General features: G+C 58.4%; 13 protein-coding genes. 1 reads left to right on the forward strand and 12 read right to left on the reverse strand.

The features are described from left to right. Window positions 1-26 precede the first annotated feature (26 nt). A complete protein-coding gene (hrpB, locus tag ACMG4N_RS12015) occupies window positions 27-2,474 on the reverse strand; it encodes an ATP-dependent helicase HrpB (RefSeq protein ID WP_414431809.1) in 2,448 nt (815 codons plus the stop codon). 140 nt (window positions 2,475-2,614) lie between these two features. Between hrpB and ACMG4N_RS12020 the strand changes: the two genes are divergently transcribed. After that, window positions 2,615-3,181 (forward strand): hypothetical protein, encoded by a 567-nt coding sequence (locus tag ACMG4N_RS12020; RefSeq protein ID WP_414431810.1) that lies wholly within the window; start codon window positions 2,615-2,617, stop codon window positions 3,179-3,181. Between the two features lie 100 nt (window positions 3,182-3,281). Here ACMG4N_RS12020 and ACMG4N_RS12025 read toward each other — a convergent pair whose 3' ends face one another. The 11 genes from ACMG4N_RS12025 to trpA all read right to left on the reverse strand — a co-directional run bounded on the left by ACMG4N_RS12025 (window position 3,282) and on the right by trpA (window position 15,104). After that, window positions 3,282-4,016 carry a TenA family transcriptional regulator gene (locus tag ACMG4N_RS12025; protein WP_414431812.1) on the reverse strand — a complete coding sequence of 245 codons (735 nt, stop codon included), beginning with the start codon at window positions 4,014-4,016 and terminating at the stop codon, window positions 3,282-3,284. Window positions 4,017-4,084: 68 nt separating this feature from the next. After that, window positions 4,085-6,139, reverse strand: coding sequence for a transglutaminaseTgpA domain-containing protein (locus ACMG4N_RS12030; protein WP_414431814.1), 2,055 nt, complete (start codon window positions 6,137-6,139; stop codon window positions 4,085-4,087). Window positions 6,140-6,147: 8 nt separating this feature from the next. After that, window positions 6,148-7,104 carry a DUF58 domain-containing protein gene (locus tag ACMG4N_RS12035; RefSeq protein WP_414431815.1) on the reverse strand — a complete coding sequence of 319 codons (957 nt, stop codon included), beginning with the start codon at window positions 7,102-7,104 and terminating at the stop codon, window positions 6,148-6,150. 3 nt (window positions 7,105-7,107) lie between these two features. Then, window positions 7,108-8,019: an AAA family ATPase gene (locus ACMG4N_RS12040; RefSeq protein WP_297764238.1), complete on the reverse strand. Its 912-nt coding sequence runs from the start codon at window positions 8,017-8,019 to the stop codon at window positions 7,108-7,110. A 92-nt stretch (window positions 8,020-8,111) separates the two neighbouring features. Continuing rightward, entirely contained in the window at window positions 8,112-9,323 is a 1,212-nt protein-coding gene (locus tag ACMG4N_RS12045) for an O-succinylhomoserine sulfhydrylase (RefSeq protein WP_414431817.1), read from the reverse strand. Between the two features lie 30 nt (window positions 9,324-9,353). Further along, window positions 9,354-10,877 carry an amidophosphoribosyltransferase gene (gene purF, locus ACMG4N_RS12050; RefSeq protein ID WP_414431818.1) on the reverse strand — a complete coding sequence of 508 codons (1,524 nt, stop codon included), beginning with the start codon at window positions 10,875-10,877 and terminating at the stop codon, window positions 9,354-9,356. 68 nt (window positions 10,878-10,945) lie between these two features. Further along, window positions 10,946-11,431, reverse strand: coding sequence for a CvpA family protein (locus tag ACMG4N_RS12055; protein WP_035244160.1), 486 nt, complete (start codon window positions 11,429-11,431; stop codon window positions 10,946-10,948). A gap of 140 nt (window positions 11,432-11,571) precedes the next feature. Continuing rightward, window positions 11,572-12,186, reverse strand: a complete 615-nt coding sequence (locus tag ACMG4N_RS12060) for an SPOR domain-containing protein (RefSeq protein ID WP_414431820.1) — start codon at window positions 12,184-12,186, stop codon at window positions 11,572-11,574. Next, window positions 12,179-13,414 (reverse strand): bifunctional folylpolyglutamate synthase/dihydrofolate synthase, encoded by a 1,236-nt coding sequence (locus ACMG4N_RS12065; RefSeq protein ID WP_414431821.1) that lies wholly within the window; start codon window positions 13,412-13,414, stop codon window positions 12,179-12,181. Before ACMG4N_RS12065 ends, ACMG4N_RS12060 begins: the two co-directional genes overlap by 8 nt. Then, window positions 13,407-14,288 carry an acetyl-CoA carboxylase, carboxyltransferase subunit beta gene (gene accD / locus ACMG4N_RS12070; protein WP_035244153.1) on the reverse strand — a complete coding sequence of 294 codons (882 nt, stop codon included), beginning with the start codon at window positions 14,286-14,288 and terminating at the stop codon, window positions 13,407-13,409. The genes ACMG4N_RS12065 and accD overlap by 8 nt, the downstream gene beginning before the upstream one ends. A gap of 12 nt (window positions 14,289-14,300) precedes the next feature. Further along, window positions 14,301-15,104 carry a tryptophan synthase subunit alpha gene (gene trpA / locus ACMG4N_RS12075; protein ID WP_414431823.1) on the reverse strand — a complete coding sequence of 268 codons (804 nt, stop codon included), beginning with the start codon at window positions 15,102-15,104 and terminating at the stop codon, window positions 14,301-14,303. Between the last annotated feature and the right edge of the window lie 6 nt (window positions 15,105-15,110).

The raw sequence follows: 15,110 nt of genomic DNA on the forward strand, positions 1-15,110 counted from the left end.
GGAAGCGTTAACGATACTCAAGCTCGTTACTGGCCAGCATTGAGGCGGCGCTTGGTTAGCACCGTAGCCTCTGCCGCAAGAGGGTCTTCTGGCCAGGGATGTTTGGGGTACCGGCCACGCAAGTCCTTGCGAACCGCCTGGTAGTTTTCTCGCCAGAACCGTTCCAGGTTATCGGTAATCGCTGCCGGCCGTCCTGCCGGGGTCAACAGATGGGCACTGATAGCCAGCCTGCCCTCAGCAATGACCGGTAGTTGGGAGAGCCCGAACAGCTCCTGAAGCTTGGCGGCCAGCACCACCGTATCCCCCGTGTAATCGAGTTGCACCCGCCGCCCGGTGGGAATGGCGACAGTCTCAGGCATACAGCGTTGCAGACGCTTGTGCTGGTCTGCCGTCAGCAACACATTGAGGGCGTCACGCACTGCTACCTTCTGCAGGTCCTGCAACGTGCGCATGCCGACCAGAAACGGCGCCAGCCAGCTTTCCAGATTTTCAAGCAAGGCCGCATCACTGACATCCGGCCAGCCGTCTTCGTCCACAGCCGCCAGTTTTTTCACCCTCGCCTGCCACTGCCGCCTGCCCTCAGACAAAGGCAACAGCTTCAAACCCTCCGCACGCAACCCCTCCAGCAGACCCTCAATCTGTTGATCCGCGCTCAACGATTCCATGGGCTGGCTCTGCAGGACAATGGCGCCCAGGCTATGTTGGCGCCAACCGGTTACCCGCTGGCGCTCTCTATCCCAGCCAATCTTCTCATGCCACTGTCCCTGCTGTGCCATGACTGCTTGCAGATCTGCCTCTTCCAGCGGCATGGCGAGTCGGATGCGGGCATCCCGGGGCTGGCCATCCGTGTCCAGAATCAACAGCCATTGTGTGCCAGCCAGACTGTCTCCCGGTGGCAGCTGTACACCGGGGCCATCCATCATCTGGTATCGATTGCCCTGCGCCTGACGCAGGCGAGCCACCTGTCGTGGGTAGACCCGGGCCAGCAGTTCACCCAGACCATTCCGCCAGTCAGTGCTATCGCGCGGTTTGCCTGGCACTAGTCGCTGCGCTTCAGCCAGTAGCAGTCTGTGACGGTCAGGGTTGGTTTCCAGTGCCCGCAGGCGACGACGTAAATCCACGCCCTGACCATTGAGGATGCCCCGCTCGGACAACAAGGCAGCGACTCGCGCGGCGGCCACCGGCAGACCCTGCTCTCTGCCTGCCAGTATCAGCATGGCCAGTGCCGGCTCGATTCCCAGGCGGGCGATGGCTGCACCATGCTCTGTCAGTCCGCCATGCACATCCAGCGCCCCACCATCGCGAAGCCTGGCCACCGCGCTCTGCCAGGCCGGCGCTGGCGGTTGGTCCAGCCAGTGCATCTGCTGCGGCTCTCGGCATCCCCAGCGGGCCAGATCGAGCACCAGCTGATCCAGCGCTACTCGGGCTATTTCCGGCTTCTGATGACTGGCCATGACCTCGGACTCGGACCATAACCGCAGACAGCAACCGGGCCCTAATCGCCCCGCCCGCCCGCTGCGCTGGCGGGCGCTGGCCTCACTGATCCGACGCGTTACCAACCGGCTACGGTGGCGGGCCGGATCATAGGCCGGTTCCCGGGCCAGGCCACTATCAATCACGTGGGTGACCCCCTCGATGGTGAGACTGGTTTCCGCCACATTGGTGGTCAGCACAATCAGGGCATCGCCGTTTCTGGCTGACTCCAGCACCTGCTGTTGCTGGGCCAGCGGCAGACCTCCATGCAACTCGGCAATCGGCAAGCTGAGTCCGGATTCAGACAGACCCCGAGCCACCCGCTGGATATCCCCTCGGCCGGGCAGAAACACCAGTACCACCTGGGCATCACCGACCACAGAGCGAATTTGCTGGACGCAGTGATCACGCCAATCCTGACGGGGGGCCGGCGGTCGATAGATCACATCGACCGGAAAACTGCGCCCTTCACTGCGAATCACCGGAGCATCCAGCAGGGTCACCAGGGGTCCGCAATCCAGCGTGGCGGACATGACCAGCAGCCCGAGATCCGGCCGGAATGCTTCACGGATTTCACTGACCAGCGCCAGTCCCAGATCCGCATTCAGGGAGCGTTCATGGAACTCATCAAAGATCACCAGTGAGATGCCCTGCAACTCCGGATCACTCAATGCCATGCGTGTTAGCACACCTTCAGTGACAACTTCCAACCGGGTGGCAGCACTAACCCGGGTATCGGTGCGGGTCCGGTAACCAACGGTTTGCCCTACCGGCTCTCCAAGCTGAGAGGCCATAAAGGTGGCCACGGAACGAGCCGCCACCCGGCGTGGTTCCAGCATGAGAATACGACCCTGATCAGCACCGAAATGGTCCAGTAGCCGTAGCGGCACCCGGGTGGATTTTCCGGCGCCGGGCGGCGCTTCCAGAATCGCACAGCCCACACTCAGCAAGGCGTCACGCAATGGCACGACAACATCATCAACGGGAAATTCTTTCTGCATTCGTTCCGTCCATTGCTCAGTCGCCGTGACGGCGGTCACTTCTGGTCATTTTGATAGGGCAATACCACTGGTTGGGGGATAAACCTATGCTATATTCTGCTCATCATCTAATAATTAATAACTACTCGATATAGTGATATATGCTGAACGACTTGGGGATTCCAGAGCACCTTATCTGGAAACTGAATGACTTTGACAACCACCAGCGGGCGGTCAACTTTATCAAACAGTTTCAGGATACCCTGTGCGTTTACAGTGCACCGGTGGAACAGCTCTATACCAACTATGATATTTCCATACCACCGGATGATGATCGCTCACTGGTGATTCTGCCCAACCCCTATGCTTACCACGATACCTTCAACGGTATTGGCGACCACAGTGTTCACGCCACGGGCATGTATATCGTGCCGGGGGATTTGTTTGGCAAGGAAGGACTGTTTCTGACGTTACGTCTGCTCAAGTACGGCAAGCGGGTTATCAAACCGGTGCCCCTGAAAGTGGGCCTGTGGGCCCTGATGAAAAAGGAGTCCAGTGACATTCCGTTTTTACCGGTCATCACCAAAGGGGATCTGCGCGCCTTCAAAAAAGATTTTCCCTGCCTGCATCTGCACAGAATCCAGCCTTCCAGACTATCGGAACGCTCACCCATGGAGATCAAAGCGATACAGCGCGTCATACGCGACAAGCTGAAAGTCTATATGTAGAGGCAGTGAACTGTTAATCGTGAACAAAGCCATCAGGCCGGGAACAACCACCCAGACTCAATAGGCAGCTTTCCCGGCTTTGCAGGTATGGCCCGTCGATTCAATCCGACTCTGAGTAACAGTAGTCCAGCGCCAAAATGTAGTATTCGAGCCCCTTGGCCGCTGCCGCGAAAGCCCTCTCCCGGCTTGCTTCATCAGCACAGGTGAGTTTGATCAACTCCATGGCCTCGTGGGGATGCGCATCATCGTAGGAGGCGTGGGCCCGCAACCAGGCCATGGAATGGCGGTTGATGGTGGCCACTCCATTTTCCTGGTAGGCCTGCATGCCCTTGACCACACTCTGGCTCCATTCCCCGGTGGCCCATTCAATGGCCAGATTGGTAGCGGCCAATCCCTCCTCCAGGCTCGCCTGTCGGCCCATATGCCAGAGGTAATGATTGACCGCGTCCATGGCTGCCGGCGGTGCGACGAAATCAAGCTCTTGCAGGGTGATGCCAAAGCCCATGGCCCAGTCCTGGTACCAGTAGGCATGGCGCTGTTCGACCTTGATATTGCTGATCAACCAATTCTTGCTTTCTTCGTGCCCCGGGTAACGGCCCGGCTGGGTCTTGGCCAGATTCAGGCCCATGTATTTGGGGAAATTCTCAACCAACGGGTAGAAATTCAGCAAGGCACTGCGAAAACGAGGCAGGCTCAGTGTCCCGGCCCCCATTTCCACAAACACCGGATGCTCTACCACCCGGTTTTTCAACGGTACCAGATCGTCCCAGAAGGCCTGTGCCCAGGGGCTGTGGTCAGTGAGTTCGAGCCCTTTCTTGTAATTTGCGGCGCGCATTTGTCGTTCTCCATAACAACCGGTTATCGCAGCTCGTGGCCGGTGGGCCATGATCTAGTGATAGCACACTAGTCCAATAATTTGTATAAGCGATTTCTCAGGCTGCGTAAATGGCGCTTTTGCTGTTTATCCGGCGGTGAAAGCGGATCATAGTGGAGCTTCTGATAGTATTTAGCCCAGTTCTCGGCAGCAACCGCCGCCTGGGGCCACTGTTCACTGATCGCCTGACACAGTTGCATGGGAGTAAGACCCGCCACCAGAGGCCGCCCCCGTTCACTGGCACGCTGATGCAGCCGCCAGTATTCCCGCTCCATCAGGGTCAGCTTTTCATTACCGCTTTGCCACAACAGAAACAATGCATACAGCCCCATCAACAGGGTCACGGCGACAATCAGGGCAATGGCAATGCGCACTGGCGTAACCGCACCAAGCAGATCTTCCAGAAGTTCGTACTGAAAGGCGCTGTCATAGCCCAGCACCCAGGTCTGCCAGCGGAAATCCACGTAATCCATCCACTGACTGAGTGTCGCGAACAAGCCACCATCCGAGAAGCGACGCAGCCCCAGATCATCCAGCACATCGCTGCCATCTTCACTATTCTCAAGGGCCTCCCTGAGCCCAAGTTCGATACGCTCGGGCGCAACCGCGCCGGTCGGGTCAACCCGGGTCCATCCCTGCCCGTCCAGCCAGATTTCACTCCAGGCATGGGCATCGTACTGCCGGACCAGCAAATGGCTACCCAGTTCGTTCTGCTCGCCCCCCTGATAGCCGACAACAACCCTCGCCGGGACTCCTGCAGCCCGCATCAGAAAGGTAAAGCTGGAGGCATAATGCTCACAGAACCCCCGACGGGTACGAAACAGAAATTCATCAATCGGATCCGCTGTGAGCCGTGGTGGTCGCAGGGTGTAATGGAAGGGTTGCTCACGGAAATAACGCAGTGCTCGCTGAGCGATATCACGGGCAGAATCGGCGGCGGTGCCACTTTCCAGACGCCATTGTTGTGCCAGCCCTCTAGCCCGGCTTCCCCCATCTTGGGGCAACGACAGCATCAGTTGCCGCTCTTGCCCCTCCAGGCCTATAACCTCAGCGGCAGCAGGCACGCTTTCTACCCGATAGGCGAACCGCTGCGACACCGGTTGGTTGGCCACCAGACGCATGTCCTTTGCCAGCGCCATGTCTCCATCCAGGGGGAAAGGAACGGCCAGACTGAAAAGCCAGCGCCGCTGAGTCGGTTCTGCGATCACCTGGTAGCGATAGCGCTGCTGCTCCGACGAGTAACGGCTCTCAAGCCGTTGGTACCAGTCCGGTTTTTCGGTTCCTCGTCGGTAAAGATATTCCGATTCCGACTGTCCCTGAGGTACTGCCTGCTGCCAGGTACGCCCGTCATAGTGGCTCAGTGTCAGCCCCCGCCAATAACGCTGGGCCCGAGACGGCACATCACCCTGAAAGTCCACCCGAAAAGCCAGCTCTGCGGATTCCGACAACTCGCTAATCTGGCCCGGCGACATGCTGTCGGTCATGCCAGTGCGAGCCTTGTCACCCCCCACCTGCATATTCCACAGCGGTGCCACACGAGGCACCAACAGGAACAACACCACCATCAGTGGGACCGCCTGCAGGGTAATCACCACCGCACGCCTGCCATGCAGAAGACCACTGGCACGGGTATCACTGTGATTTATCCCCACCAGGCAGGTGGTAAGGACCGTCATGCACAGGACCACATAGAGAAACATGCCTGGTGTCTGGGAAAACAGCAGCGCCGTTGCACAGACGAAATACCCCAGCACAACCACCACATAGGCATCACGCTGCTGCACCACTTCCAGATACTTGAGCGCAAACAGGCTGACCAGCAAGGCAACGCCTGCTTGCGGGCCATAAAGTCTACCGAAGCTGTAAAAGGTCAGCGCCACAGCGCCAATCAACAACAGCGAACGAACCATGCGGCCCGGCAACATCAGCCGCTGCTGCTCCACCAACCAGCGGATCAGAATCACCAGCACCAATAACCCGGCCTGCCAGAGAGGCCCTTTGACAAGTTGCGGCAAGGAGCACAGCACGACAGCCAGGGCGAGCCAGAGTCGGGTATGGGACGGAACCTGATAAATGCGCGCCATGGAGAGCCTCAGAAATCCGGATAACTGGCCAGGGCGTCCAGCAGACGCCAGCGATGCACGTCACCGGTATCCGGTGCAAGTGTCAGGCCCGGCAACTTCAAACCATAGGGTTGGCGCTGCGGATCCAGTTGCAAAATCCAGTAGCACAGCACTGACAGACGCTGCTCCTCGCCAAGCCCCTGCAAACAATCCCAACGCAACCAAAGGCGGCCACCCACCGGCTCTTCGAACTGCTTGGTATTCAGCCCGCGGCCCCGTGCATAACCTTTCCAGTCTACCCGGCGAAGGGAATCCCCGGGGATGTAGCTGCGCAGCCCCTGAAATTCGTCATTCCCTGACTGGCCACTACTGAACGCCTGCTGATTTTCCTTACCGCCATCTGCCGGACAATCCAGGCTTTCCTCAGGTCGCGGCCAGGCCAGGCAATAATGGTCCAGCGACACATAGGACCAGGTACGCAGCAGCCCGAGCGGAAAACGGCTTTCCACCTTGAGACGTGGCGCCATCACCCTGCCCCGCTTTGCCAAAGGCAGGTTCAGCCACAAACTTTCTTCTTCGCCTCGGCGGATGCTGATCTGCTGATCGTCCTGGCCACGCCAGCGTAGCCAGACGCAATGATGTTCTCGTCGCTGGGCAAACAATACGATTTCCAGCGCCCCTTCTTCTCCGGCAAAACCGGATTCGCTGCCACCGTTACGTATACCCAGAGCAGACAGATTCCGGAAGGTATGCAGAATTGCCACCATAAACAGGCTGGCGAGCAGGAAGGACAAGGCCAGGATCAGGTTATTTTCATAATTGATGCCACCGATGAACAACAACGCCGCGACCAACAGATAAAAGAAACCGTAACCGGTAGGGAAGATAAAGATGCGTCGTTGATCCAGCACGATCTGTCTGGCCGGCGGCAAACGCCGGGCCAGCCAGCGTTCGTAAAGGTTTCGTATCGGCGCCGGCAGCTGCATGGGCTAGCGGCGGATGACGGGTACGGACTGCAGCAGGGATTGGGTAATGGCCGCCACACTCCCTCCCTGACGAGCACTGAGACGGTGCTCCGCCACGGATGGCCATACCGCTTGCACATCTTCCGGCAGCACATAATCCCGGCCGCTGACCAGGGCCCATGCCCGGGCTGCCTTTAGCAAGCCCAGCCCGGCACGGGGAGAGAGGCCAGCAACGAAACGATCATCAGAACGAGTGGCATCCAGCAAACGCTGTACATAGTCCAGCAGCTCATGGCTGGCGCGGACCTTGCCCACTACCCGTGACAATTTGATCAGTCCTTCACTGTTAATCACAGCCTGCAGTTCGCGAACCTGCTCGCGCAGGTCGCCACCGGCCAGCAACTGCAACTCCACTTCCGGAGCTGGGTAACCCAGGGAAATCCGCATCAGAAAACGGTCAAGCTGGGATTCAGGCAACACAAACGTGCCCGCCTGGTCCACCGGGTTCTGGGTGGCGACAACAAAGAACGGTTGCGGCAAGGGGCGGGTCACCCCATCCAGGGTCACCTGTCGCTCTTCCATGGCTTCCAGCAAAGCGCTCTGGGTTTTCGGTGTGGCCCGGTTGATCTCATCGGCCAGCAGCAACTGGGTGAACACCGGCCCTTCGCGAAGGGAGAATTGCTGGGTGTTGGGATCGAATACGGAGACGCCGAGAATATCCGCCGGCAACATGTCACTGGTGAATTGCACTCGCCGGTACTCAAGCTTGAACACCCTGGCCAGGGCATGTGCAAGGGTGGTTTTGCCCATGCCGGGCAGGTCTTCGATAAGCAGATGGCCATTGGCCAGCATGCAGGTAAGCGCGAGCTTCAGTTGTTCTTCTTTGCCCAGTACCACACGACCCACCTGGGCCAGGGCTTTATCCAGTGCCTGCATGGTTCCCCTTTCAAACGCAACAGGCTGCACGCTTCACGCGGCATGCCAAAGCGTTTTCTGTTCACAGGTTGCTATGTATGCAACGTCTCGTTTTATGCGCTACCGAGCGCCTGTAACCCGCGGCTCAAATCTGCCTTGAGATCCTTGACCGATTCCAGGCCAATGGCCAGACGGATAAGGTTTTCGGTAACCCCGGCCCGTTGTTTTTCTTCCTCTTTCACGCGCCCATGGGTGGTTGACGCCGGATGCGTAATCGTCGTTTTAACATCCCCCAGGTTTGCGGTAATGGAAATCAGTCGGGTGGCATCAATAAAGCGCCAGGCTGCCTGTCTATCCCGGTTACCCGCGGCATCTTCTACTTCAATAGACATGACCGCACCGTAACCGGACTGCTGCTTACCGGCCAGTGCATGCTGGGGATGATTCTTCAGACCCGCATAGTGCACCCGCACGATGCCCGGCTGGCTTTCCAGCCACTCGGCCAACGCTTGAGTGCGCGCACTCTGTGCTTCCATGCGCAACGACAGTGTTTCCAGCCCCTTCAGGAATACCCAGGCGTTGAATGGGCTCATGCAGGCACCCGCAGAACGGACAAAGCCCAGCACTTCTTCCATTTCCGTTTTACGCCCGACCACCGCGCCACCAAGACAGCGACCCTGACCATCCAGGTATTTGGTGGCACTGTGAATAATGATATCCGCGCCCAGTTCCAGCGGTTTCTGCAAGGCCGGTGTGCAGAAACAGTTATCCACCACCAGCAAGGCGCCATTGTCGTGGGCCAGTTTGGCCAAGGCACCTATATCACCAATTTCCGATAGCGGATTGGACGGCGTTTCCAGATACAAGATACGGGTTTCCGGGCGGATTGCCGCTTCCCAGTCCTTCAGGTCGCTAAGGTCCACCAGTGACGTCTCGATGCCGAATTTGGACAGATATTTGTCAAATACCACATTGGTGGTACCGAACACACTGCGGGAGCTGACGATATGATCGCCTGGTGCCAACAAGGAAAAGAAAGTGCCACTGATAGCGGCCATACCGGAGGCAAAGGCCACACAGGCCTCCCCTCCTTCCAGCGCAGCCAGGCGCTGTTCAAAAGCACGAACGGTCGGGTTGGTGAAACGGGAATAGATATTGCCCGGTTCCTGCCCGCCAAATCGCGCTGCCGCCTGGGCGGCGCTTTCATAGACAAAACTGGATGTCAGGAAAATCGGATCCGAGTGCGCCATCTCGTCCGTACGCAACTGTGCAGTGCGGATTGCCAGCGTTTCCACATCGAGTTGTGTCGGATCAAGATCGTTCATTGATAGCCTCAATTTTCCCTTGGGTCTTACTCAGTTTGTGTTGTGCAGGTCGATAATCTCGTTATCCGCCAGTGCCTGGGTTTTTTCATTACTGCCCTTGGCCATGTCATTGCGCCGTGCTTCCAGGCTTGCCAGGTATTCCGGTGTGATGTTTCCTGCCAGATAGACTCCATTGAACACGGAACAGTCAAAGGACTCCACTCCGGGATTGCCTTCCTTGCACGTTTCCACCAGATCTTCCAGATCTTGATAGATCAATTTGTCCGCACCAATCAGTTTGCCGATTTCCTCGGTGGTACGACCGTGGGCAATCAACTCCTGGGCAGCCGGCATATCGATGCCATAGACATTGGGGAACTGTACCGCTGGCGCCGCGGAGGCAAAATACACCTTCTTGGCGCCGGCTTCGCGCGCCATCTGGATGATCTCGTTACAGGTGGTGCCGCGCACAATGGAATCATCCACCAGCAGCACATTCTTGCCCTTGAATTCCAACTCGATGGCATTGAGTTTCTGGCGTACCGACTTCTTGCGCTGCTGTTGGCCGGGCATGATGAAGGTGCGGCCAATATAACGGTTCTTGATGAAGCCTTCGCGGTATTTGACGCCAAGGTGATTGGCCATCTGCAGGGCCGAAGTACGGCTGGTATCCGGAATTGGAATCACCACGTCAATATCGTGATCCGGCCACTCTCGCTCCACTTTCTCCGCCAGTTTCTCACCCATGCGCAAACGCGCCTTGTACACCGAGATACCGTCGATGATCGAGTCAGGACGAGCCAGGTAAACCTGTTCGAAAATGCATGGGTGAAGGCTGGGTTTATCGGCACATTGACGGGTGTGCATTTCCCCTTCGGCAGTAATATAAATGGCTTCACCCGGCTCCAGGTCTCGTTCGATATGAAAGCCCAGGGAAGACAAAGCCACAGACTCGGAAGCCACCATGTACTCGGGGCCGCTGGGCGTATCCTTGCGCCCAAAGCAGACCGGACGAATACCGTGGGGGTCGCGGAATGCCAGAATGCCGTAACCGGTGATCATGGCCACCACTGCATAAGCGCCTTCGACCCGCTTGTGAACCGCGGCCACGGCATCAAAAATATCGTTTGGTTCTGGCTGCAGCTTGCCAATGCTCTGCAATTCGTGAGCGAACACATTCAACAGCACCTCGGAATCGGAGGTGGTATTGATATGGCGCAGATCAGCCCGGAAAATGTGCTCCGCCAGTGCCTCAGCGTTAGTGAGGTTGCCGTTGTGAGCCAGGGTGATGCCGTAGGGCGAATTCACATAGAACGGCTGAGCTTCGGCCGAACTGGAGCTGCCGGCTGTGGGATAGCGCACATGGCCAATGCCCATGTTCCCCACCAGACGGCGCATATGGCGGGTGCGGAACACGTCGCGCACCATGCCATTGTCCTTGCGCAGATAGAGACGATCCCCGTCACAGGTAACGATACCGGCTGCATCCTGCCCCCGATGCTGAAGGACTGTCAGCGCATCATAGATGCCCTGGTTCACATAGCGATGGCCGACAATGCCCACAATGCCGCACATGGTACTTTCCTCTCGTTAGGGCCTGCTAACACCATCGATATCAATGATGTCTTACACACCCTCGTTGCTTATACGTTCATGACCAGGGCGAGCAGCTTCTCACCCATGTCCCGAGTCCACGCTTCCATCATGACCAGATGCGGAACCAGAGTAGATTCTTGCCACCACGGGTCAGCGCCAAACATATGCCGACCCAAGGCTACCAGCACGACCATCAGCAGCACCCCTCGCAAGGCGCCGAAGACCATTCCCAGTAAGCGATCAGTGCTGCTCAGCCCGGTAACACGGATCAATTCACCGAGCAGATGGTTAATCAGGGCGCCCACCACCAGCGTCAGGACAAACAGCAAACCGAAAGCAACGGCGGCTCGCAGGCTGGGGGTGGCAATCTGATCTTGAAGAAGGAGATCCAGGGCCGGGCTGAACAGGCGCGCGATGATAAAGGCAGCCACCCAGGTGAGCAATGAAAAGGCTTCGCGGGTGAAGCCACGGCGCACGCTCAGCAAAGCGGAAATTGCGATGACGATCAGAATGATGGCGTCTGCCAGATTCATGTAAAGCGTGCTCTCACCGGCTTGATTCCTGAGGCAACCAGGCGCGCTTGTCCGCACCAGGCTGCCCGGAAAATTCAGAGGGGGAAGTTTAACAGAGGCAGGAGCACTTGCCCATGGATACGCCCGATGGGCGCTGGCAATCAGGGTGCATAAATCCGCACCAGCCCCTTGAAGCCAAAACGACTGTCATCCGCCAGCTGCTGGCGGGTTCGCTCGGCATCCTTCTTGTGGATTTCCGGGCCCACCATGACGCGATGAACGACCTTGCCCTGGTGGCTGTCGGTTTCGCTATAGGCCCGGTAGCCAGCGGCTTTCAGCTTGTCCACCACACCTGCAGCATTATCAGCACTGGAATAACTGCCCACCTGGACCACGAAACCGGCCAGAACCGGGCTATCATCCGGTTTAACCGGCGGTGGCACGGGCGCGTCGTCGATAATCGGCGCTGCCTGGCTGTCTTCACGGTCATCAGCAGGAGATTCATCGGCGCTGTCCGTCTCGGCCCGCAACTGCTCTTGGGCCGCCTCTTTGACAGCGTCACGCTCGGACTGGATACGCTCCGCTGCAGCGCTTTCCATCTCTTCTGAGACCACCGGCTCCACATTCACCGCGGTCATTTCTGGCTGATCCGGAATTTGCATATCCAGCGCATTGCGAATCTGGTCCGGAGACCGGAACACAAAGGGCGCCAGGACAGCCGCCAGAACCAACAACAGGACAATGCCGATAATGCGCTGGCGGGTTCGTTTATCCACCTTGCTCTCCCCTCGCTTCCGCAACGGTATAGAAAGACCCAAAGATTAGCACCTGATCGCTGCTCTGTGCAGCGCCCAGGGCTCCCCTCAGTGCCTCGGAGATACTCTCATACTGACTGGATGGCGCCTGCGCCGGCAACGCAGCTGCCAGCCTGGATGGCGATGCTGCCCGAGCCATGGCCGGGGCAGCGAGGTGCCAGCTCACCGGCTGGTCGGCGAATAAGGCCACCACATCCTCAATGGGCTTGTCCGCCATCATTCCGAACACCAGATGCCGCCGGCCTTCGCAGGGTGGCAACAGTTGCAGGAAGCGGGTCACCGCCGCCAGATTATGCCCCACATCAAACCAGCAGGGGTGTCCCTGCAACTGGCGAAATTCACAACGCCCGAACAGCGGCACATCGGCCACCGCCATGCAGTCCTGTGTAGTAACCGGGACCCCAGCCAGAACAAGCGCCTGACACGCGGTCGCCAGGTTATCCCGACCCAGGGTCACCCTGCCGGGAAAGCCCAACTCACGACCATCACAGAGCGTGACTCCCTGCTTATTGAGGCGAAACTCCCGCCCGGCGAACACCGGCTCAACGCCATAGTGCTCTGCCAGGGCCGACAGATTGTTCGGCCAGTCTGCCTCACCGAAAACCAGCGGTCTGCCGGAACGAGCAATGCCGCATTTTTCCCGGGCAATGGCCTCGCGGGTGTCACCCAGCCAGTCCTGGTGATCCAGTCCTACAGAGGTGACCACCGCCACATTCGGGTCGACGATATTCACCGCATCAAGCCGGCCACCCAGACCGACTTCCAGTAGCACCAGATCCGCCTCGCTGCGCCGGAAGAGCCACAGTGCCGCCAGGGTACTGAACTCAAAATAGGTCAGGGAAATATCCTGGCGTGCCTGCTCGACCTGCTCAAACGCCTCACAGAGCTGCTGATCCGAGGCTAAACCGTCGGGCAGACACACACGCTCATTGAAACGATGCAGATGAGGAGAGGTGTAGAGACAGACTCTACGGCCATGGCGCTCAGCCAGAACCTGCATCAGGCGCAGGGTGGAGCCTTTTCCATTGGTACCAGCCACGGTGATCACCGGCACCGGCATGGAATCCACCCCAAGACGACGTGCCACTTGGCGGATGCGCTCCAGACCCAGTTCGATTTCGGTGGGATGCATGGCCTCGATCCGCTCCAGCCAGGCGGCCAGAACGGAAGCGGCAGAGTCTTCAGTCATCAACAGTCTGGAGGGGCCAGCCCATCATGTTCGCCAGCAGGCGATGGAGGGTATCGCGCATATCGTGGCGAGACACGATCATGTCGATGGCACCGTGATCAACCAGGAATTCACTGCGCTGGAACCCCTCGGGTAATTTCTGTCGCACGGTCTGTTCAATCACCCGGGGTCCGGCAAAGCCGATCAGGGCATTGGGCTCAGCCACATTCACATCACCCAGCATGGCCAGGGACGCAGACACACCGCCATACACTGGATCGGTCAGCACAGAGATGAACGGCAACCCCGCCTGGCGCATCTTTTCCAGCGCCGCGCTGGTCTTGGCCATCTGCATGAGGGAGAAAAGCGCCTCCTGCATGCGCGCGCCGCCACTTGCCGAGAAACACACCAGCGGAAGCTTCTGCTCCAGGCACACATCCACCGCGCGAACAAAACGCTCGCCGACCACCGAGCCCATGGAACCACCCATGAAGTTGAACTCGAAGGCACAGGCCACAAGGGGCTCACCGTGCAGGGCGCCTTTCAGGACAATCAGGGCATCGTTCTCTTCGGTGGCTTTCTGGGCAGCAACCAGTCTGTCCTTGTACTTTTTGGAGTCCTTGAACTTGAGACGGTCTACTGGCGCCAGTTCGGCACCGATTTCCGTCTGCGGCCCCTCGTCCAGAAACAGCTTGAGCCGCCGCCGGGCATTGATTCGCAGGTGATGCTCACACTTCGGGCAAACATCCATGTTGCGGTCCAGTTCGGGCCGGTACACCACCCCGTCGCAGCGCGGGCATTTACGCCACAGCCCCTCGGGAATGTTGTTGCGCCGGTTTTCCTGGGGGCGACGTACTGCAGGCAGGATTTTCTCCAGCCAGTTGCTGTTGCTCATGCAAAGGTCCCGTTACTGATCCATAGCGTTGCGCATGGCGGCCAGGATGTCACTGATGGCCTTATTGATCGCCTCCGGGTTATCCGGATTGGCAGCGATCTGGTTCACCAGAGCACTACCAACGACCACACCATCGGACACCCGGCTCACCGCCTGTGCAGATTCAGCGTCTTTGATACCAAAGCCGACACCAATGGGCAATTGAGCAAGGTTGCGAATTGTTTCAACCCGTCCGGCTACCTCGTCCACATTCAGTGATGCGGAGCCGGTCACGCCCTTCAAGGAAACGTAATACAAGTAGCCGGAGCCGGCCTTGCCAATCAGCTTGATACGGGCATCCGACGTAGTGGGCGCCACCAGGAAAATCATGTCCAGCTCGTGGGCATCCATCACCGGCTTGATTTCCAGGGCTTCTTCCGGCGGCAGGTCCACCAGCAAGATGCCATCCACGCCGGCTTGCGAGGCGGCCTTGGCAAAATTTTCGTAGCCAAGCGCCTCCACCGGGTTCAGATAGCCCATCAGTACGACTGGGGTATGGGTATCGCGCTCGCGGAACTCCTTGACCATGGCCAGCACATCATGGGTGGAGGTGCCATGGGCCAGGGCCCGCTCACAGGCCTTCTGGATCACCGGGCCATCGGCCATTGGGTCCGAGAAAGGCACGCCCAGCTCAATGATGTCGGCACCCGCTTCCACCATGGCGTGCATCAACGGCACTGTCACTTCCTTACTGGAATCACCGGCGGTCACAAAGGGAATCAGGGCCTTGCGCTTCTGCTCGGCCAACCGCTGAAAACAGCTTTCAATACGACGCATTACTGC

The sequence above is a fragment of the Alcanivorax sp. IL2 genome (assembly GCF_047495475.1).
GTDB lineage: Bacteria > Pseudomonadota > Gammaproteobacteria > Pseudomonadales > Alcanivoracaceae > Alcanivorax.